Below are 18,343 nucleotides of genomic sequence, written 5' to 3'. Positions count from 1 at the left end.
AACACAAGCTGAACGTCTTCCAACTCTTCGAAGCTTATTGCGAATAGATCGAAATCGAAGCATGTCTGCGTCCTGCGCTCGTCGAGGGGCTTGAGCACGGTGACTTATTCATATAACACAGCCGGTGAATGGCGAAGCGGGTCGAGACAAGACCGGTCGAAATTGGGATTGTGACGCGCATGAACTACGAGACGAAGACCGTCGGCCAGATTGACGGTGGCGAGAACGAGGACCAGCTCGTGCTCCCCGATTACACCGCACCGTCGCACCGCCGCCGCAACATCATCATCGCGGTCGTCGTCGTGCTGGCGATCATCGGCGCCGTCTTCGCGTTCAAGGGCGGCAAGAAGGACGCCGCCGCCGGTCCGGTCGTCGAACAGGTGCCGACCGTCTCGGTCATGGTACCGGGGCGCAAGACCGTCGATCGCACGATTTCCGCGACCGGCACGATCGCGGCGCGGCGCGAAATGCCCGTGGGCGTCGCGGGTGAGGGTGGGATGATCACGCGCGTGCTGGTCGAGCCGGGCCAGTGGGTCGCGGCGGGCCAAGTGCTGGCGACGGTCGATCGCTCGGTCCAGACCGAGACCGCCGCCTCGCTCGCCGCCTCGGTCAGCGTCGCGCGCTCCGACGAGACGATCGCGCAGGCCGAACTCGATCGTGCCAAGCAGCTCGTCGATCGCGGCTTCATCTCGAAGGCCGATCTTCAGCGCAAGGCCGCGACGCGCGACGCCGCCGCCGCACGCGTGAAGGTGGCGCAGGCGACGCTCGGCGAGGCGCGCGCGCGCAACGGTCGTCTCGATATCCGTGCGCCCGCCGCCGGCCTCGTGCTGACGCGCGGTGTCGAATCGGGTCAGGTCGTCGGCGCGGGTACCGGTGTACTGTTCCGCATGGCGGCAGACGGCCAGATGGAAATGCGCGCGCAGTTGAGCGAAGCTGATCTCGCCGGGCTCCATGCGGGCGCCCGCGCGACCGTCGTTCCGGTCGGCACGACTCAGGGCTTCCCAGGCCAGGTGTGGCAGGTTTCGCCGGTGATCGACCCGCAGAGCCGCCAGGGCATTGCGCGAATCGCGGTCGCCTATGACCCCGCGCTGCGGCCGGGCGGATTCGCCGCGGCGACGATCGTCGGTGGCGCGACCCAGGCACCATTGCTCCCCGACTCAGCGCTGCAGAGCGACGAGAAGGGCAGCTTCGTCTATATCATCGGCGCCGATAACAAGGCCGTGCGCCGCGATATCAAGATCGGTCAGGTCTCCGATGCGGGCGTGACGATTCTCAGCGGACTCGATGGAACCGAACGCGTAGTGTTGTCTGCAGGCGGGTTCCTGGCGCCCGGGCAGAAGGTGAAGCCGGTCACGAAGAAAGCGAGCTGAGCTCATGAACTTTCGCAACATCTCGGCCTGGGCGATCCGCAACCCGGTGCCGCCGATCGTTCTGTTCATCGCGCTGACCCTGGCGGGCATCGTCAGCTTCATGCGGATGGATGTGAACAACGATCCGGACATCGATTTCCCGATCGCGATCGTCGTCATCAACCAGCCGGGTGCCGCGCCGACCGAACTCGAGACGCAGGTCACGCAGCGCGTCGAGGCGGCAGTCCGGTCGCTCCAGGGCATCGACGAGATCACCTCGACCGTGACCGAGGGCCAGTCGCAGACTGTCGTCCAGCTCAGCATCGGCACGCCGATCGACCGCGCCGTCACCGACGTCCGCGACGCGATCGCACAGATCCGCAGCGATTTGCCCGAGGGTATCCTCGAGCCGCAGGTGTTCCGTGCGAACACCACCGACAACGATCTCGCTAGCTATTCCGTGATCGCCAAGGACATGACGGTCGAACAGCTCAGCTGGTACATCGACAACAACGTCGCGAAGGAATTGCTGTCGGTCCCCGGCATGGCCGCGGTGAACCGCAACGGCGGCGTCAGTCGCGAGATCCGCATCATCCTCGACCCGCTCAAGCTGCAGAGCCAGGGGCTGACCGCGAGCCAGGTCAACGCTCAGTTGCGTCAGGTCAATCTTAACGCAGCGGGTGGTCGTGCCGAGATTGCGGGGTCCGAACAGTCGGTCCGCGTGCTCGGCAACGCGAAGGACGCGGTCGCACTCGCGCAGACCCAGATCAGCGTCGGCAACGGCCGTACGGTACGGCTGGCTGACATCGCACAGGTTCGCGATCTCTACGCCGAACAGCGTAGCCGTGCCGCGATCGACGGCCGCCAGACGATCAGCTTCGATTTCCAGCGTTCCAAGGGATCGTCCGACGTCACCGTCTTCAACGAGGCGGTGAAGAAGCTCGCGGCGATGGAAAAGCGCAATCCGAACGTGCATTTCGTGCTGCGCTCGAACAGCGTCAAATACACCGAGATGCAGTATGAGAGCGCGATCCACGCGATGATCGAGGGCGCGGTGCTCGCGGTGATCGTGGTGTTCCTGTTCCTGCGCGACTGGCGCGCCACGGTGATCTCGTCGCTCGCGATCCCGCTGTCGGCGATCCCGGCCTTCTGGTTCATGGACCTGCTCGGCTTCAACCTGAACCAGATGACGCTGCTCGCGCTCAGCCTCGTCGCGGGCGTGCTGGTCGACGACGCGATCGTCGAGATCGAGAACATCGTCCGGCACATGCGGATGGGCAAGTCCGCCTATCAGGCGTCGATCGACGCCGCCGACGAGATCGGTCTCGCTGTGCTGGCGACGACGATGGCGATCGTCGCGGTGTTCCTGCCGGTCGGCCTGATGCCGGGTATCTCGGGGCAGTTCTTCAAGAATTTCGGCCTGACGGTGGTTGCCTCGGTGCTGATGAGCCTCGCGGTCGCGCGTCTCGTCACGCCAATGCTCGCGGCGTATTTCCTCAAGTCCGCCGGCCCCGCCGTGCACGGCGAGGGCGTCCTGATGGACGGCTATATGGCGACGCTGAAATGGACGCTGGAGACCGGCAAGGCGAAGGCATCGGCCGCGCGCGGCGGGTTCCACCGCCTGACCAGCCGCTTCCGCGATCACCGGTTTTGGGTGCTCGGGCTCGGCGTGTTCGCGTTCCTGATGACGATCGTGATGTTCGCGGTCCTGCCGATGACGTTCCAGCCTGCGCAGGACAATGACACCTCGATGGCGGTCATCGACATGGTGCCGGGCACGACGCTCGCGCAGACCGAAGCGGTGGTGACGAAGGTCGCGGCGCTGATCGGATCGCAGCCCGATGTGCAGTCCGTCTATGCGCGCAGCGGTGCCAATGGCTCGGTCAATGCCGGTCGCGTCACCGCGACGCTTAAGGACGATCGGAAAATGAAGAGCACGGAGTTCGAGCGCAGCCTCGCACCCCAGCTTGCGGCGATCCCCGATGCGCGCGTCTCGTTCCGCTCGCAGAATGGCTGGGGCGGCAGCACGCGCGACATGAGCGTGACGCTGGGTGGCGACGATCCCAAACTGCTCGATGCGACCGCGCAGAAGATCGTGACCGAGATGTCGCGCCTGCCGACGCTGGTCGCGCCGCGCGTCGCCGGCAACATGCAGCGCCCGGAAATCGTCATCAAGCCGCGCTTCGATCTTGCCGCCAATCTCGGCGTGACGACGCAGGCACTGTCGTCGGCGATCCGGATCGCGACCTTGGGCGATATCGACCAGAACTCCGCACGCTTCTCGCTGTCCGATCGCCAGATCCCGATCCGCGTCGCGCTCGATCAGGGCGCGCGCAGCGAACTCTCGACGATCCAGAACCTGCCGGTCTCGACCGCGTCGGGTGGTTCGGTGCCGCTCAACCTGGTGGCGGAGATCACGCTCGGCTCCGGCCCGACCAAGATCGACCGCGTCAATCAACAGCGTCAGCTGACGATCGGCGCCGATCTCGCCCCCGGTATTGTGTCGGGCGTCGCGCAGAAGCAGATCGATGCGCTGCCGACGATGGCCAACCTGCCGACCGGCGTGAACAAACTCGTGTTGGGGCAGTCGAAGTTCCAGGCGGAGATGATCAACAACTTCATCCTGGCGGTGATCGCGGGGACGTTCCTGGTGTTCGCGGTGCTGGTGCTGCTGTATCGCCGCGCGCTGCCGCCGTTCGTCAACATGGGCTCGCTTTTGCTGGCGCCGCTCGGCGGGCTGATCGCGTTGTGGGCGACGGGCAACCCGGTATCGATGCCGGTGTTCATCGGTATCCTGATGCTGCTCGGCATCGTCGCGAAGAACTCGATCCTGCTGATCGACTTCGCGCTGGAGGAGATGGGCAAGGGCGTCGACGTGTGGACCGCGGTGGTCGATGCCGGCCACAAGCGCGCGCAGCCGATCGTGATGACCACGGTCGCGATGGTCGCGGGCATGATCCCGACCGCGCTGTCGCTCGGCGGCGACGGATCGTGGCGCGCGCCGATGGGCATCGTCGTGATCGGCGGGCTCGTCCTGTCGACCATCCTGACGCTGCTGATCGTCCCCGCGGCGTTCAGCCTCGCGGTCGGGATCGAGCGGTATATCGGCCCACGCCTCGGCCGCAGCCTGCTGACCTATCGCCCCGGCGACGACGGCAGCGAAGTCATCGGGCTCGCCGGACCGTCGGGGCCACGGCTCGGACCGGCAACCCCCAAGCTCGGCGATGGCACACAGCCAGCCGAGTGACGCCATCGCGCCCCTCGTGTTGAGCGACGCCGGAGTTCCGCGCGATGGCGGGGCGTCGCGGAATACGGCACGAACGGCGTCTGCACCGGGCGTCTGGTCGAGCATGGGTAGGTCGAGCGTGTGCCGGTCGAGCGTGGGCCGGTCATGCTGGAGCCAGTCGAAAGCCGGGCGGTCGAGCATGGGCCAGTCGAGCGCGGGCGGGCCAGAAGCATCGCGCGTCGGCCTGGCGTCGAGGAATACGGCACGAACGTCACCCGCGCGAGCCGTCTGGCCGAGCACGGGCAAGTCAAACACGCGGCGGTCGAGCGTGGGCCGGTCATGCCGGCATCGGTCGGAGGCCGGATGGCAGTCGAGCGCGGACCGCTCGGAACTCAGCCGATCACGCGCGGGGGTGGCTAAATTCCACCAGTCGAGTGCACCTGAATCGAGCGCAAGTTGGGCGAAAGCCGGATCGTCCGCCCCGCTCGTGAACTATCCCTGCGCTGGGGGATTGTTTCGGGCATGACAGTTTCAACCCGCACGCGCCCGGCGAGCGAAGCAACGCCGCCCGCCCTCGTCCGCATGCGGATCGTCGCGACCGGGCTGCTCGTGTTCATGGCCGCGACCTTCTTCGTCAGCCGCGCGCTCGTCCCCGTCCACCCCGCCTTCGCGTTCGTACGCGCGTTCGCCGAGGCGGCGATGGTCGGCGGCCTCGCGGACTGGTTCGCGGTGACCGCGCTGTTCCGCCATCCGCTCGGGCTGCCGATCCCGCACACAGCCATCGTGCCGCGCAACAAGGACCGCATCGGCGACACGCTCGCGCAGTTCCTCCGCGCGAACTTCCTGATCCCCGTCGTCATCGCCAGGCGAACCCGTCGCCTCGACGTTGCGGGTGCAATCGCCCGCTGGCTGACCGATCCGCCCGAGGGGGCAGGGGGGCGCTTTCGCCAGGGTGCGTCGAAGCTGGTCGCGCAGGTGCTGGAGGGTCTCGACCCGGCTCGGCTCGGCGGGATGGTCAAGGCCGGGATCGGCGCCCGCCTGCGCGCGACGGAGGTCTCGCCGATCCTCGGCCAGTTGCTCAAGGCCGCGATCGCCGAGCGCCGCCACGCGCCGCTGCTCGAAAGCGCGATCCGCTGGGCGGCGAAGACGCTGGCCGCGAACGACCACCTCGTCCGCGCGATGGTCCACGACAAGGCCGGCTCGATCCTGCGCTGGACCGGGCTCGACACGACCGTCGCGGACAAGCTCATCAGCGGCTTCGACAAGCTGCTCGCGGAGATGGCGGAGGACCCCGAGCATCCGCTGCGCCTGAAGGCGGAGGAGGGGCTCGATCGGCTCGCCTGGGACCTCCAATATGACCGCCGGATGCGCGAACGCGTCGAGACGATGAAGAACGACCTGCTCGACAATCCGGCGATGCAGCGCTGGCTCGACGGGCTGTGGGAGCAGGCACGCGGCGCGCTGCTGGCGATCGCGCGCGACCCTGAGCGGGCGATGGCCGGCAAGCTCGGCGACATCCTGCGCCAGCTCGGCGAGACGTTGCAGCACGATCCGCGCATGTCGCGGACGATCAACCGGTTTGTGCGGCGTGCGGCGGTCGGCGCGGCGGCGGATTACGGCGACGGCATCGTCAAGCTGGTCTCGGAAACGGTCCGCAGTTGGGACGCCGACACGATCACCCGTCGCCTGGAGAACGCCGTCGGCCGCGACCTGCAATATATCCGCGTGAACGGCACGATCGTCGGCGGGCTGGTCGGGCTGGTGATCCACAGCGTTGATGTGCTGTTGTGATGGGGATCGTTTAGATCGCTCCCGGGAGGCAGTTTCCAAATATCGTCCGGTAGTTTGTGTTGTTAGTCTTGAGGTGGAGGTGATTAGCTTGCCTACGAAGTATCAAGACGCGGCATCGTTTCATTATATCGAATGTCTGGTTTCGGAGGAAAGCGGTCAGGCGGCTTTGGGACAGCCACGGCGGTAATCGGACATTGCCGATCTTGGTCCTCACTGGCACGATCAACCGCATGGCAGGGAAAAAGCGAATGCTCGATCAACTTGGACTCGGCGGAGATGGCGACGAGATCGAAGCGATCGAGGACGTCGAGCGGGACTTTCACGTCAAGATTGACACCACTACCGCTATCGAATGGCGCACCGTTGGCGACGTGTATAACGCCCTGCTTCTCGTGCTACCGGACTACGTGAAAGCTCAGCCGACCACATGGCGACGGTTCTGCCGTGCGCTTTGTCAGGTGACCGGTGATGACCCCGAGGCCGTAGGGAGGGATACAATTCTGATCGGTAGGCCTTGGGGCGTCATTGCCGGGATCAGAAGGCTCTTCGGTCGCTGATGGGCAGGAAAGCGGACGGGCGGCTCTCGGCTCGAAATCGTCAAAAACACACCCTTATTCGGTCGGGATGCGTTAGGTTTGCATCGCTAGGATACCAAGGTTCACGCGGTTTGGTAGCGGATGATGCAAAAGCGGAGCTTGGAAATGAACCCAATAGAGAAGCAGGCCGAGATAATGACGGAACTGGCTCAGCTGATGCTTGATCAGGTCGATGGCCCTTACGAATCTATCACGTGTGAATACGAATATGTAGAACGTTACAGCACCGTCAGCAGTTCGCTTTCAGTCATACAACATGGGACGCAGAAATATCCAGATACTGCGGCTGGATATGCGACCGACAATGCCGAGCTTTGCACGAAGCTTCGGGGGTTGATGAAATGTCATACGGGCGGGGAATGGACTTCTTTTACGCTTTTGCTAGACGCGGGCGGCAAAGTAAAAACTAAGTTCTACTACTACTGATCGGCGACGCCTAAATCTGCATGCTCATGCGACGTATCGGGACAAGCAAGCAGCTCAACTGACCGGAACTGAGCGAAGTTTCCAACGGCAGGGGATCGAACCCGCACCCGTCGCCGGGATCGCTGTAGCGATACGTCTACCAATTCCGTCACGCTGGCACGCACAATGTTCGGGCAAATCCCGTCGTTACGCAATGTCCGGTTTCGGGTGGCGGCGCTCGCGGGTGGAATGGCAATGTTTGGGCGTAAGCGGAATGGCCGGAATGGGAAGGAAAGCGGACGGGCTGCTTTTGGCGAGAATTGAGGGAAAGTAGCCATTGGTGGGCAACCTCCTATCACCTACGGTGCGCTTATGACGCTCTACCGCAAAGCATGGCTGTTCACGGGGTGGACGATGCTCGTGTTCGTTACTTCGCCGCTTTGGTTATTCTGGCCGTTCACCCGCTTGGGTCTCATTGGAGCCCTGCCGGGAATGGCGTTGTGGCTAGCTCACGGCGCGGCCTTCCTATGGCTTTTTCGCTGTCCTGAGTGCGGCACATCTCCGTTCACAACGCGGCTTGGCTTCGTCGGAATTAGCCATCCGTGGCCGCGCCGGTGCTGCTCGAAATGCGGCAAAGACCTCAGGGCGAATTAGGGCTGTTTTGGGCAGGAAAGCGGACGGGCGGCTTTCGGTGTTGATCGCGGCAAAGCAGCCTTTGTTTTGCGCGACCTCAGGCTAAGATCAAACATGGGGAAAAAAGCCTACTTTGACGAATTGGCCAGAGCGCTCGCCCGACCGGAGGCTGACCAGATGTGCAGGCATCTTGATGCCCTTGCCCAATATGACGAGAGCGGCACCGGCGAATGGCCGTCCGAAGCATTCGAAGAGATAAATTTTTGCTACCATGATGACCCGGAGAAGGCGTTTGCCTACGTGATCCTCGGTGCCTCGCGGTCAGATAACCCAAAATTTCTTGCAGGGCTCGGCTGCGGTCCGTTAGAGGACATTCTTGAGAATCCCACTGACGAGTTGCTTCACCGTATCGTAGCAGAGGCTCGCAAATCTGCCCGCTTCCGATGGCTGCTTAGCCATCCGTTTAAGGTCGCAATAGCGGCGACAGCTTGGGACGCCATCGAGAAGTTCCGATCGACCGGCCCACACGAAGAGCCGTCTGCCGGGATACCACCTCGACATGGCTGAATGTCGGCTAATAGGCAGTCGAATGCCACCTCTCAGCGTCCGCAACTGGGCGTTTTATGTCGATCCGCCATTCCCAAAAAGGAATGCGCTTCTCGGAACCGACCGGATTTTGGGAATGTCTGGGTTGGGAAGGAAAGCGGACCGGCTGCTTTCGAGCGCGGCCTCTATAATACCGGGCGTTAGCGGCTTTGGGGCACTTTCGTTTTGCCCCATACCCGGCGCAGCCCGGAAAGTGCGAACGCAGCGCCGATTGAGCAGAGATAGAAGACGCTCGATGCCACGGTCGAGATAACAACCGCCTTTTCAAAGAATGCTCCTGTCACAAGTCCCCATGATGCGCAGACCACCACAGGGCCGATCATCGTGAAGGCGACGGGATGGCGGTCAAGCTGACGACCTCGCCACCAGATCACAGCGCCTAGGGCCACCAACCACGGAAGTGAAAGTAGGCCACCAAGGTACATCCCCACCCCCGCCCCGTCGATGCCGAAGCCTTCGCTTGTTCCAATCGTGCCGGCGATCCCGGTAATGCAAAGACCAAAAGCGTGCGCCGCAAGCACCCGCTTCGCGACCCGTCCGCGTGAGCCTATATTGTTCATGAGGAGAGGCTGAACGAACGGCAACTATCGGGCAAGCGCGAACATCGTTGGATCGTCCACTTATGCGCGATAGCGGAATGGCCGAAATGGGAAGGATAGCCGCCGTTCGCTGTTAGGCATTTCCATTCCACCACAGGCGGAGCCGTTCGGAACTAAGTAAGCTGGCGAAACCGTATCCAAAACTAAGGGCAACAGGGACCAGCACACTCTCGGGAAACCCGGTAGCAGCTTGAACGGCGAAGGCGAGCAATGCCCCGAGGACGAAAGCAATTATCCAGCGCATAGGCACAGCCTAGAGCGGTAAGCGAAGGTCTGCAATTGGGCGATAGTTACCGTCCGAGTTTGCTAATCGCGAATTCGTGTCGCCAATGGAGCTACCGCTCCCAATCCGGCATCGGCCAGCCTTTAGCCTTCGCCAACAACCGCAAAGGCCCGTGCGCGTTCACTGCGAAGGGTTCGTCGGCCCATTCGAAGGTCGGGGCGTCCGAGACATGGTCGGAAAAGAAGCGGATGTGGGCGTGGTCTCGGGCGATGCCTTCGCGGTCCATCCAGGACTGGATCATCCGCAGTTTTGCCGGGCCGTAGCAATTCTCGCCTTCGATGCCGGCGAGCAGCACGCCGTCGCGGTCGCGCAGGCTCTCGGTGCCGATCACCGCGTCGAAGTCCAGTCGCCGCGCGATTGCCTCGACGTAGAATCGGTATGACGCGGTCGCCATGACCAGCCGGTAGCCGGCGGCGCGGTCGGCCTCGATCTGCGCGCGGGCGCTGGCGAAGACGCCGTCGCGCATGACGCGGTCGGCAAAGGCTTCGGCCGCCCGGCGTTCTTCGGCGGGCGTCATGCGCTTGCCGAGCATCATCCGCTGCATCAGGTATTTGAGCCGGCCGCGGCTGATCAGCTTGCCGACATAGCCGAGCGCGGCGACTCCGGCGAACGGGATGAGCGCCAGCCGCCACGGTGCGCCGCCTTTCTTCGCGGTGTGGAGCAGGAACGGCGTCCAGGTCGGCGCGTGCGTGATCGTCTTGTCCATGTCGTAGATCGCGAGACGGACGGACGGGGGGGCGGAAGGCATTTCGATCATCGTCGTCGCTTACGCCGCATTCATCTTGCCGATCCAGTCACTTTGCCGCAAAGGTGCCCCCGATGAGCGCGATGGCCGATTTCCAGCAGGACGGTGCCGATACCGGCACGCTTCGCTTTACCGGCGATCTGTCGCTCGCAAAGATCGGCAATCTGCCCGATCGGCTCGAGGCGATCGACGCGGCTTCGGTGAAGCATGTCGACCTGAGCGGCGTCGACCGGATCGACACGATCGGCGCGTGGGTCGTCCACCGGTTCGCGGCGCGCAACGATGCGACGATCGACGGGCTCGACGAGAACGACCAGGCGCTGTTCGACCAGGTCGTCGCCTCCGACCAGCCGATCGCGGCGCGGCCTGCGAAGGTCGGTGCGCTCTCCCGCGTGGTCGGCGAGATCGGCGACGCGGTCGTGCTGTCGGGCAAGACGATGCTCGGCCTGCTCGGGTTTCTCGGCGCGACGACGATCGCGTTCGGCAGCGTCATCCGCCACCCGCGTCGCTTCCGGTTCAACGCCGTGGTCCAGCGTTTCGAGGTCGTCGGCGTCGCCGCGCTCGGCATCGTCGGGCTGATGAGCTTCCTGATCGGCATGGTCATCGCGCAACAGGGCGCGGTCCAGCTGCGGCAGTTCGGCGCGGAGGTGTTCACGATCAACCTCGTCGGCCGCCTGACGATCCGCGAACTCGGCCTGCTGATGACCGCGATCATGGTCGCGGGGCGCTCGGGTTCGGCGTTCGCGGCGCAGTTGGGCACGATGAAGCTCACCGAAGAGATCGACGCGATGCGGACGATCGGCGTGTCGCCGATGGAGGCGCTGGTGCTGCCCCGCGTGCTCGCCGCGATCGTGATGATGCCGCTGCTCGGTTTCTATGCGTCGATCATCGCGATCATCGGCGGCGGGCTGTTGTGCTGGGTCCAGCTCGGCATTCCGCCGGTGACGTTCATCGCGCGTATCCGCGAAGTCGTGCCGATCACCGATCTGTATATCTCGCTGATCAAGGCACCGGTGTTCGGCGCGATCATCGCGATCGCGGGCTGCTTCCAGGGGATGCAGGTCGAGTCGGACGCCGAGCAGGTCGGTCTGCGCACCACCTCCGCGGTCGTCCAGGGGATATTCCTGGTGATCGTGCTCGACGCGTTCTTCGCGGTGTTCTTCACCTGGTTGGGTTGGGACTGATGCCCCGCAAGACGGACAGCAAGACAGACGATTTCATCATCTCCGTGAAGGGGCTGAAGAACGCGTTCGGCGATTCGGTGGTGCACGAGGGGCTCGACCTCGACGTGCGGCGCGGCGAGATCCTCGGCGTGGTCGGCGGATCGGGTACCGGCAAGTCGGTGCTGATGCGCTCGATCATCGGCCTGCAGACGCCGGTCGCGGGTGAGATAACGGTGTTCGGCGAGCCCAATATCGGCCGCGAGGAAACCGAGGCGACCGAGATCCGCAAGCGATGGGGCGTGCTGTTCCAGGGTGGTGCGCTGTTCTCGACGCTGACCGTGGCCGAGAACGTCGAAGTGCCGTTGCGCGAATTCTATCCGGATCTGTCGCCGGCGCTGCTCGCGGAGATCGCGTCGTACAAGGTCGTGATGACGGGCCTGCCTGCCGATGCCGCGAACAAGTTTCCCGCCGAGCTGTCGGGTGGCATGAAGAAGCGTGCCGGTCTTGCCCGTGCGCTGGCGCTCGATCCCGAATTGCTGTTCCTTGACGAGCCGACCGCAGGGCTCGATCCGATCGGTGCGGCGGCGTTCGACGGGCTTACGCAGTCGTTGCAGAAGACGCTTGGGCTGACGGTGTTCCTGATCACGCACGATCTCGATACGCTGTATGCGATCTGCGACCGGGTTGCGGTGCTGGCCGACAAGAAGGTCATCGCGGTCGGGACGATCGACGAGCTGATCGCGCTCGATCATCCGTGGATCGAAGAGTATTTCAAGGGGCCACGCGGCCGTGCCGCGGTCGCGACGCAGGAGGCGCACGAGCGCGCCGACCAAGAAGCAGCCCGACATCCTACCCCTGAGAAGAGGGGCGAAGTCCAGTCCAAGCAGTCCGCGCCGGACGACGCCGACGCGACATACGCCGAGAAAGAAGCAAGGACGCGCTGATGGAAACCCGTTCGAACCACGTCCTAGTCGGCGCCGTCGTGCTGATCCTGCTGGCCCTGCTGGCGCTGTTCACCGTGTGGATCGCGCGGATCGGCGGCAAGGAAGAGAAGGAATACGACATCTTCTTCCGCCAGTCGGTCGACGGGCTCGCGCGCGGTTCGGCCGTGGTGTTCTCGGGCGTGCCGTCGGGGCAGGTGAAGACGATCTCGCTGTGGAAGAACGATCCGCAGTTCGTCCGCGTCCGGATCAGCGTGAACGACGAGACGCCGGTGCTGCAGGGCACGACCGCGTCGATCTCCGGCGTCGGCTTCACGGGCGTCAGCCAGATCTCGCTCGATGGCGCGCGCAAGGGTGCGCCGGCGATCGGTTGCCCCGACACGAAGACGCCGACCGAATGTCCGTACGGCGTGCCGGTGATCCCGACCAAGCTCGGTGGCCTGGGCGCGATCCTGAACTCGGCACCGCAGTTGCTCGAGCGTCTGTCGACGCTGACCGAGCGCCTGACGGGCTTGCTGACCGACCGTAACCAGGCGTCGATCGCGGGTATCCTGGAGAACACCAATCGCCTGACGGATGCGCTCGCGGATCGTGGGCCCGAGATTGCCGCGACGCTCGCGCAGACGCGGGTTGCGATCCAGCAGGCGGGCGATGCCGCGCAGCAGTTCGGTGTGCTCGCCAAGACCACCAACGGCGTGCTGTCCGAGGACGTGAAGCCGGCGATGGCGAACCTGAACAAGGCGATCACCTCCGCACAGCAGAGCGCGGAGACGCTCAACGCCGCGATCGGCGATGCACGACCAGGCTTGCAGGCCTTCTCGAAGACGACGATTCCCGAGGCCAATCGACTGGTCCGCGACCTCCGCACGACCGCCGCAGCGCTGTCGTCGGTCGCCGAGAAGGTCGACCAGCAGGGTGCGAGTTCGCTGATCGGGCAGCAGAAGCTCCCGGATTACAAGGGTAAGTGAGGCACGCCATGAAGACACCGCTCATCCTGATCGCGATGCTGCCACTTGCCGGGTGCATCAGCTTCGGCGCGAAACCGCCTCCCACGCTACTGACGCTGACGAGTGCATCGTCCGTGCCGGTCGGCCAGAACCAGGATTCGGCGACCGCGAAGTCGATCACGATCCAGGTCCCGGTCGTACCGCAGTCGCTGGCGACCGCGCGCGTACCGGTGCAGGCGACGCCGACCTCGATCGCATACGTCACCGACGCGCAGTGGGCCGAGCCCCCGGCGCGGCTGTTCTCGCGGTTGGTGTCGGATACGGTTGCGGCGCGCACCGGGCTGGTGGTGCTGTCGACGGCGCAGTCGGTCGGCGATCCGGGCGGCTTGCTCGGTGGCGAGCTGCGGTCGTTCGGGCTCGACGCGACGACGCGCGAGGCGGTCGTGACGTTCGATGCGTCGCTGACCCGCGTCGGCAAGACGACGGTCGAGAAGCATCGCTTCGAAGCGCGCGTGCCGGTGTCGGCGATCGACGCACCTTCGGCAGCGGCCGGGATCAACCAGGCAGCGAACCAGGTCGCGACGCAGGTGGCGGACTGGATCGGTCGGTGAACGCCCCTTCGTTCTGAACGCGGCGTCGACCCGAGCGTTGACGCTCTCTGACGAGGAGAGCGACGATGCCACAGGGCGACAAGAGCGCGTATACCGACAAGCAGAAGCGCAAGGCCGCGCATATCGCGGACGGCTATGAAGAGCGCGGCGTTCCCGAGAAGGAAGCCGAGGCGCGGGCCTGGGCTGCGGTGAACAAGGATTCGGGCGGGGGCAACCTGTCCGGCTCGGGTCGCGGCAAGCCCGATACGCATGTGTCTTCGCATGACGGCGGGAAGCAGGCTGCTGGGCGAAGCGCGGCGGCGAAGTCTGCGGCTGCGAAGAAGGGTTGGGAGACACGGCGGAAGAAGGCGAACGGCTGACAGGACTTTGATCCTCCCCTGCAAGGGGAGGTGGCTGGCACTTGCCAGACGGAGGGGTGACGTCCTCTCGATAGCGCGGCTACCCCTCCGTCAGTCCTTCGGACTGCCACCTCCCCTTGCAGGGGAGGAATGAAGTCTGCCTCAACGCGCTAGCATCGCTTCGGCTTCGGCCAAGTGGAGGCGCTCGACCATCTGGCCATTCAGGCGAATCGCGCCTTTGTGAGCATGTTCGGGATCCTGGAACGCCGCCACGACTTTGCGGGCCCATGCCAATTCCTCCTCGCTGGGGCCGAAACCGGCGTTGGCCGCATCGATCTGGGACGGGTGGATCAGTGTCTTGCCGTCGAACCCAAGCGTCGCGCCTTGCGCGCACTCCGCGGCGAAGCGGGGCGGGTCGTCGAGGGCGTTGCAGACGCCGTCTAGCGCCACGATCCCGGCTGCACGGGCGGCCATGATCGTTGCGGTGAGCGCAGGGATCAGCGGCATGCGATCGGCGCCGAGTCGGCAGCGCATCTCCTTGGCGAGGTCGTTGGTGCCGACGATCAGCGCGGTGAGGGCCGTTTCGGCTGCTGCTGCGGAGAGGGCTGGGAGTGCGAGGATCGCGGCGCAGGTCTCGATCATTGCCCAGATTGGTGGGCCGCCCTCGCCGAGCGATGCGCGGACCGTGAGCAGGTCGGCGACCGACGAGACCTTTGGGACGAGCACCGCTGCTAAGCCTATCGCGCGGATCGCGGCGATGTCGTCGGCATGCCAGGGGGTGTCGAGGCCGTTGACCCTGACTACCAGTTCGCGCTCGCCGAAGCCGCCTTCGCGGACCGCCTCGACCACTCGGTCACGGGCTGCGGCCTTCTCGTCAGGCGCGACGGCGTCTTCCAGGTCGAGGATGACGACGTCGCAATCGAGCGTCCGTGCCTTGGCGATGGCGCGGGCGTTCGAGGCGGGCATGTAGAGCGCGCTGCGGCGGCGTCTGGTCATCATGCTATCGGCCGTTCCGGATCAGGTGACGACGTCGGGCGCGGTGCGGCCGGTGTGCTGGGCGATTCCTGCGATCGACTCCGCCGCGGCAACGATGCTCGCGAGCATCTCGCCGGTATCGCGGTCGAGATTACCGCCGACGGGCTCGTAGCGTTCGAGGTACACGCGCAAGGTCGCGCCGGTGGTGCCCGTACCCGACAGGCGGAACACGACGCGGCTGCCGCCTTCGAACAGGATGCGGACGCCCTGGTTGCGGCTGATCGAGCCGTCGGTCGGGTCGGTATAGGCGAACTCGTCCGCGGTCTCGACGGTGAGGTCGCCGAACTGCTGGCCGGGGAGGGTGGCGAGGCTCGCGCGCAGGGCGGCCATCAACGCGTCGGCGCGCGGGGTCTCGACGCCTTCGTAATCGTGGCGAGCGTAATAGTTGCGGCCGAACTTCGCCCAGTGATCGCGGGCGATCGTGTCGACGCTTTCACCGCGCAACGCGAGAATGTTGAGCCACAACAGGACCGCCCACAGGCCGTCCTTCTCGCGGACGTGATCGGAGCCAGTGCCGGCGCTTTCCTCGCCGCAGATCGTCGCCATGCCCGCGTCGAGCAGATTGCCGAAGAATTTCCAGCCGGTCGGGGTCTCGTAGGCGGGGATGCCGAGCGCTTCCGCCACGCGGTCGGCGGCGGCGCTGGTCGGCATCGAGCGGGCGATGCCCTTGAGACCGCCTGCATAACCGGGCGCGAGGTGCGCGTTGGCCGCCAGCATCGCGAGGCTGTCCGAAGGGGTGACGAAGCGGTGCTTGCCGATGATCAGGTTGCGGTCGCCGTCGCCGTCCGACGCTGCGCCGAAATCGGGCGCGTCGGGCGCCATCATCGTCTCGTATAATTCATGCGCGTGGACGAGGTTGGGGTCGGGGTGGTGGCCGCCGAAGTCGGGCAGGGGCTCGCCGTTGCGGACGGTGCCGGGCGCGAAGCCTAGGCGGCGTTCGAGGATCTCGGTGGCGTACGGCCCGGTGACCGCGCTCATCGCGTCAAACGCCATCGTCAGCTTTGCGGCGCGGATCGCGTCGAAGTCGAACAGCGTTTCCATGAGCGCGGCGTAATCCTCGACCGGGTCGACGACCTCGACGGGCATATCGCCGACCATGATCTCGCCGTCGGTGTCGAGGTCGATGTCGTCGGCGTCGACGGTCAGCCAGCGGTCGATCTCGAGCGTCCGCGCATTGATCGCGTCGGTCACGCCTTCGGGCGCGGGGCCGCCATTGGCAATGTTGTACTTGATCCCGAAGTCCTCGTCGGGGCCGCCGGGGTTGTGGCTTGCCGAGAGGACGAGGCCACCGATCGCGCCACGCTTGCGGATCATGTGGCTCGCGGCGGGGGTCGACAGGATGCCGCCACGGCCGACGATCACGCGCCCGAAGCCGTTCGCCGCCGCCATGCGGATCGCGACCTGGATGACTTCGCGGTTGAGGAAGCGGCCATCGCCGCCGATCACCAGCGTCGCGCCGGCCTTGTCCGCCACCACGTCGAACACGCTCTGGACGAAATTCTCGGCGTAGTTCGGCTGCTGGAAGACCTTTACCTTCTTGCGCAGGCCCGACGTGCCGGGCTTCTGATCGGTATAAGGCGTGGTCGATACGGTGCGGATCATGCGGTCCCCGTCAGGCTTGCGTAAAGGTCTGCGTAGCGGCGGCCGCTCTCGTCCCACGAGAAGTCCGCGCGCATTGCGTTGCGCTGCAACATGGACCAGCGATCGGGGCGTGCATAGAGGGCCATCGTTCGACGTAGCGCGTGACTGAGCGCTTCCGGCGTGACGCCGTCGTGCTGGAAGCCGGTGGCGACGCCAGCGGCGATCGCGGCTTCGTTGGCGTCGATCACGGTGTCGGCGAGGCCCCCGGTGCGCGCGACGACGGGGATGCAGCCGTAGGCGAGGCCGTAGAGTTGCGTCAGGCCGCAGGGTTCGAACCGCGACGGGATCAGGATCGCGTCGGCACCGCCTTGGAGCAGGTGCGAGACGGGCTCGTCATAGCCGATGCGGACGCCGATGCGGCCGGGGTGACGCTCGGCGGCGGCTAGAAAGGCGAGTTCCAGGGCTGTGTCGCCCGAGCCGAGCAGCGCGAGACGGCCGCCGAGTGCGACGAGTTCGTCGAGCGCGCCGGCGAGGACGTCCATGCCCTTCTGCCAGGTGAGGCGGCTGATGACGGTGAAGATCGGGCCGTCGCCGGTGTCCAGGTCGAACAGGGTTTCGATCGCGCGCTTGTTGGTGCGGCGGCGGGCGAGCGTGCGCGCCGTGTAGCGAGCGGGGAGCGACGCGTCGGTCTCCGGGTTCCAGACGGCGGGATCGATGCCGTTGACGATCCCGGTGACGCGGCCGGCGCGGTCGTTGATCAGGCCTTCGAGGCCCATGCCGAACTCGCCGCGGCGGATTTCGGCGGCGTAGGTCGGGCTGACGGTGGTGATCGCATCGGCGGCTTCGAGACCAGCCTTGAGGAAGCCGACGCCGCCGTAATATTCGATGCCGTCGAGCGCGAAGGCTGCGTCGGGGAGTGCGAGGTCGGCGAAGATGTCGTGGCCGTAGCGCCCCTGGAACGCGATGTTGTGGATCGTGACGACCGTCTTGGCGGGGGCGCCGGGGCCGGGTGCGTAGCGGAGGTAGGCGGGGGCCATCGCCGCCTGCCAGTCGTGCGCGTGGAGGATGTCGAACGCGTAGCCGGGGACCATGCCTGAGGCGAGGTCGGCGGCGGCGCGACTGAACGCGGCGAAGCGACGCCAGTTGTCGGACCAGTCCGCGCCGGTCGCGTCGCCGTACGGGCCGCCACCTCGGGCGAACAGCGCGGGGGCGTCGAGGACCAGCAGCGGGTGGTCGCCGATGTTCGTCTTGAGGATGCGGGCTTCGGTGCCGAGCAGGTCGGTGTAGCGGTGGACGACTTTCGCGCGCTTGGTGACGGCGGCGAGGGCTGGGTAGCCGGGGAGGAAGGTCGTGAGCGCGACGTCATGCGGCGCGAGCGCGGCCGGAAGCGCGCCGACGACGTCTGCGAGACCGCCGGTTTTTATGAGGGGGTAGGCTTCCGAGGCAACGGAGAGGACGCGCATCAAATCCTCCCCGGCACGGGGAGGGGGACCG

The 18,343-nt window shown here is 65.5% G+C and carries 17 protein-coding genes and 1 pseudogene; 12 read left to right on the top strand and 6 right to left on the bottom strand.

Annotated features, from left to right (window positions below; all coding sequences use genetic code 11):
- Positions 1-179: 179 nt before the first annotated feature.
- The 6 genes from J4O76_RS14625 (at position 180) to J4O76_RS14600 (ending at position 7,388) form a co-directional block, all read left to right on the top strand.
- The gene (locus tag J4O76_RS14625; protein WP_426282915.1) at positions 180-1,370 is read left to right on the top strand and encodes an efflux RND transporter periplasmic adaptor subunit; all 1,191 of its coding nucleotides are present in this window, start codon (positions 180-182) and stop codon (positions 1,368-1,370) included.
- A 4-nt stretch (positions 1,371-1,374) separates the two neighbouring features.
- On the top strand, positions 1,375-4,596 hold the full coding sequence (locus tag J4O76_RS14620; protein WP_056484794.1) for an efflux RND transporter permease subunit: 3,222 nt from the start codon (positions 1,375-1,377) through the stop codon (positions 4,594-4,596).
- Positions 4,597-4,716: 120 nt separating this feature from the next.
- Positions 4,717-4,995, top strand: coding sequence for a hypothetical protein (locus tag J4O76_RS14615; protein ID WP_426282571.1), 279 nt, complete (start codon positions 4,717-4,719; stop codon positions 4,993-4,995).
- Between the two features lie 102 nt (positions 4,996-5,097).
- Entirely contained in the window at positions 5,098-6,366 is a 1,269-nt protein-coding gene (locus J4O76_RS14610; RefSeq protein WP_244655486.1) for a DUF445 domain-containing protein, read from the top strand.
- Positions 6,367-6,614: 248 nt separating this feature from the next.
- A complete protein-coding gene (locus J4O76_RS14605; RefSeq protein WP_426282570.1) occupies positions 6,615-6,923 on the top strand; it encodes a hypothetical protein in 309 nt (102 codons plus the stop codon).
- Positions 6,924-7,067: 144 nt separating this feature from the next.
- A complete protein-coding gene (locus J4O76_RS14600; RefSeq protein ID WP_426282569.1) occupies positions 7,068-7,388 on the top strand; it encodes a hypothetical protein in 321 nt (106 codons plus the stop codon).
- Positions 7,389-7,467: 79 nt separating this feature from the next.
- Here J4O76_RS14600 and J4O76_RS14595 read toward each other — a convergent pair.
- Positions 7,468-7,545 (bottom strand): annotated as a pseudogene (locus J4O76_RS14595).
- Positions 7,546-8,114: 569 nt separating this feature from the next.
- Between J4O76_RS14595 and J4O76_RS14590 the strand changes: the two are divergent.
- Complete coding sequence (locus tag J4O76_RS14590; RefSeq protein ID WP_426282568.1) at positions 8,115-8,567, top strand: DUF6869 domain-containing protein; 453 nt, start codon at positions 8,115-8,117, stop codon at positions 8,565-8,567.
- 179 nt (positions 8,568-8,746) lie between these two features.
- On the opposite strand, the gene J4O76_RS14585 is transcribed toward J4O76_RS14590, so the two are convergent.
- Entirely contained in the window at positions 8,747-9,166 is a 420-nt protein-coding gene (locus J4O76_RS14585) for a hypothetical protein (RefSeq protein ID WP_426282567.1), read from the bottom strand.
- A gap of 374 nt (positions 9,167-9,540) precedes the next feature.
- Positions 9,541-10,245 (bottom strand): HAD family hydrolase, encoded by a 705-nt coding sequence (locus tag J4O76_RS14580; protein WP_426282566.1) that lies wholly within the window; start codon positions 10,243-10,245, stop codon positions 9,541-9,543.
- A gap of 62 nt (positions 10,246-10,307) precedes the next feature.
- On the opposite strand from J4O76_RS14580, the gene J4O76_RS14575 reads away from it, so the two are divergent.
- From J4O76_RS14575 to J4O76_RS14555, 5 genes are all read left to right on the top strand, one after another.
- The gene (locus J4O76_RS14575; protein WP_056061063.1) at positions 10,308-11,417 is read left to right on the top strand and encodes an ABC transporter permease; all 1,110 of its coding nucleotides are present in this window, start codon (positions 10,308-10,310) and stop codon (positions 11,415-11,417) included.
- Positions 11,417-12,340 (top strand): ABC transporter ATP-binding protein, encoded by a 924-nt coding sequence (locus J4O76_RS14570; RefSeq protein WP_426282565.1) that lies wholly within the window; start codon positions 11,417-11,419, stop codon positions 12,338-12,340. The genes J4O76_RS14575 and J4O76_RS14570 overlap by 1 nt, the downstream gene beginning before the upstream one ends.
- Complete coding sequence (locus J4O76_RS14565; RefSeq protein WP_056484780.1) at positions 12,340-13,305, top strand: MlaD family protein; 966 nt, start codon at positions 12,340-12,342, stop codon at positions 13,303-13,305. Before J4O76_RS14570 ends, J4O76_RS14565 begins: the two co-directional genes overlap by 1 nt.
- An 8-nt stretch (positions 13,306-13,313) precedes the next feature.
- Complete coding sequence (locus tag J4O76_RS14560) at positions 13,314-13,895, top strand: ABC-type transport auxiliary lipoprotein family protein (RefSeq protein WP_056061054.1); 582 nt, start codon at positions 13,314-13,316, stop codon at positions 13,893-13,895.
- A 65-nt stretch (positions 13,896-13,960) separates the two neighbouring features.
- Positions 13,961-14,254 (top strand): plasmid stabilization protein, encoded by a 294-nt coding sequence (locus J4O76_RS14555; RefSeq protein ID WP_426282564.1) that lies wholly within the window; start codon positions 13,961-13,963, stop codon positions 14,252-14,254.
- Between the two features lie 141 nt (positions 14,255-14,395).
- Here J4O76_RS14555 and J4O76_RS14550 read toward each other — a convergent pair whose 3' ends face one another.
- Genes J4O76_RS14550 through glgA form a run of 3 tightly spaced genes read right to left on the bottom strand, consistent with a single transcriptional unit; the run spans position 14,396 to position 18,312 of the window.
- Positions 14,396-15,229, bottom strand: a complete 834-nt coding sequence (locus tag J4O76_RS14550; protein WP_426282914.1) for an HpcH/HpaI aldolase/citrate lyase family protein — start codon at positions 15,227-15,229, stop codon at positions 14,396-14,398.
- Between the two features lie 21 nt (positions 15,230-15,250).
- The gene (locus J4O76_RS14545; RefSeq protein ID WP_426282563.1) at positions 15,251-16,870 is read right to left on the bottom strand and encodes an alpha-D-glucose phosphate-specific phosphoglucomutase; all 1,620 of its coding nucleotides are present in this window, start codon (positions 16,868-16,870) and stop codon (positions 15,251-15,253) included.
- Complete coding sequence (gene glgA / locus J4O76_RS14540) at positions 16,867-18,312, bottom strand: glycogen synthase GlgA (protein WP_426282562.1); 1,446 nt, start codon at positions 18,310-18,312, stop codon at positions 16,867-16,869. Before glgA ends, J4O76_RS14545 begins: the two co-directional genes overlap by 4 nt.
- Positions 18,313-18,343: the final 31 nt, after the last annotated feature.

The sequence above is a fragment of the Sphingomonas sp. NFX23 genome (assembly GCF_049887795.1).
In the GTDB taxonomy this organism is placed as follows: domain Bacteria; phylum Pseudomonadota; class Alphaproteobacteria; order Sphingomonadales; family Sphingomonadaceae; genus Sphingomonas.
This window is presented reverse-complemented; position numbering and strand designations above follow the sequence as displayed.

Excerpts from the sequence above, each read along its gene's own strand:
- J4O76_RS14605 (WP_426282570.1), top strand. The coding sequence starts at position 6,615 with ATGCTCGATCAACTTGGACTCGGCGGAGATGGCGACGAGATCGAAGCG.
- J4O76_RS14545 (WP_426282563.1), bottom strand. The coding sequence starts at position 16,870 with ATGATCCGCACCGTATCGACCACGCCTTATACCGATCAGAAGCCCGGC.
- J4O76_RS14580 (WP_426282566.1), bottom strand. The coding sequence starts at position 10,245 with ATGATCGAAATGCCTTCCGCCCCCCCGTCCGTCCGTCTCGCGATCTAC.
- J4O76_RS14600 (WP_426282569.1), top strand. The coding sequence starts at position 7,068 with ATGAACCCAATAGAGAAGCAGGCCGAGATAATGACGGAACTGGCTCAG.
- glgA (WP_426282562.1), bottom strand. The coding sequence starts at position 18,312 with ATGCGCGTCCTCTCCGTTGCCTCGGAAGCCTACCCCCTCATAAAAACC.
- J4O76_RS14560 (WP_056061054.1), top strand. The coding sequence starts at position 13,314 with ATGAAGACACCGCTCATCCTGATCGCGATGCTGCCACTTGCCGGGTGC.
- J4O76_RS14625 (WP_426282915.1), top strand. The coding sequence starts at position 180 with ATGAACTACGAGACGAAGACCGTCGGCCAGATTGACGGTGGCGAGAAC.
- J4O76_RS14570 (WP_426282565.1), top strand. The coding sequence starts at position 11,417 with ATGCCCCGCAAGACGGACAGCAAGACAGACGATTTCATCATCTCCGTG.
- J4O76_RS14555 (WP_426282564.1), top strand. The coding sequence starts at position 13,961 with ATGCCACAGGGCGACAAGAGCGCGTATACCGACAAGCAGAAGCGCAAG.
- J4O76_RS14590 (WP_426282568.1), top strand. The coding sequence starts at position 8,115 with ATGGGGAAAAAAGCCTACTTTGACGAATTGGCCAGAGCGCTCGCCCGA.
- J4O76_RS14550 (WP_426282914.1), bottom strand. The coding sequence starts at position 15,229 with ATGACCAGACGCCGCCGCAGCGCGCTCTACATGCCCGCCTCGAACGCC.
- J4O76_RS14620 (WP_056484794.1), top strand. The coding sequence starts at position 1,375 with ATGAACTTTCGCAACATCTCGGCCTGGGCGATCCGCAACCCGGTGCCG.
- J4O76_RS14610 (WP_244655486.1), top strand. The coding sequence starts at position 5,098 with ATGACAGTTTCAACCCGCACGCGCCCGGCGAGCGAAGCAACGCCGCCC.
- J4O76_RS14575 (WP_056061063.1), top strand. The coding sequence starts at position 10,308 with ATGAGCGCGATGGCCGATTTCCAGCAGGACGGTGCCGATACCGGCACG.
- J4O76_RS14565 (WP_056484780.1), top strand. The coding sequence starts at position 12,340 with ATGGAAACCCGTTCGAACCACGTCCTAGTCGGCGCCGTCGTGCTGATC.
- J4O76_RS14585 (WP_426282567.1), bottom strand. The coding sequence starts at position 9,166 with ATGAACAATATAGGCTCACGCGGACGGGTCGCGAAGCGGGTGCTTGCG.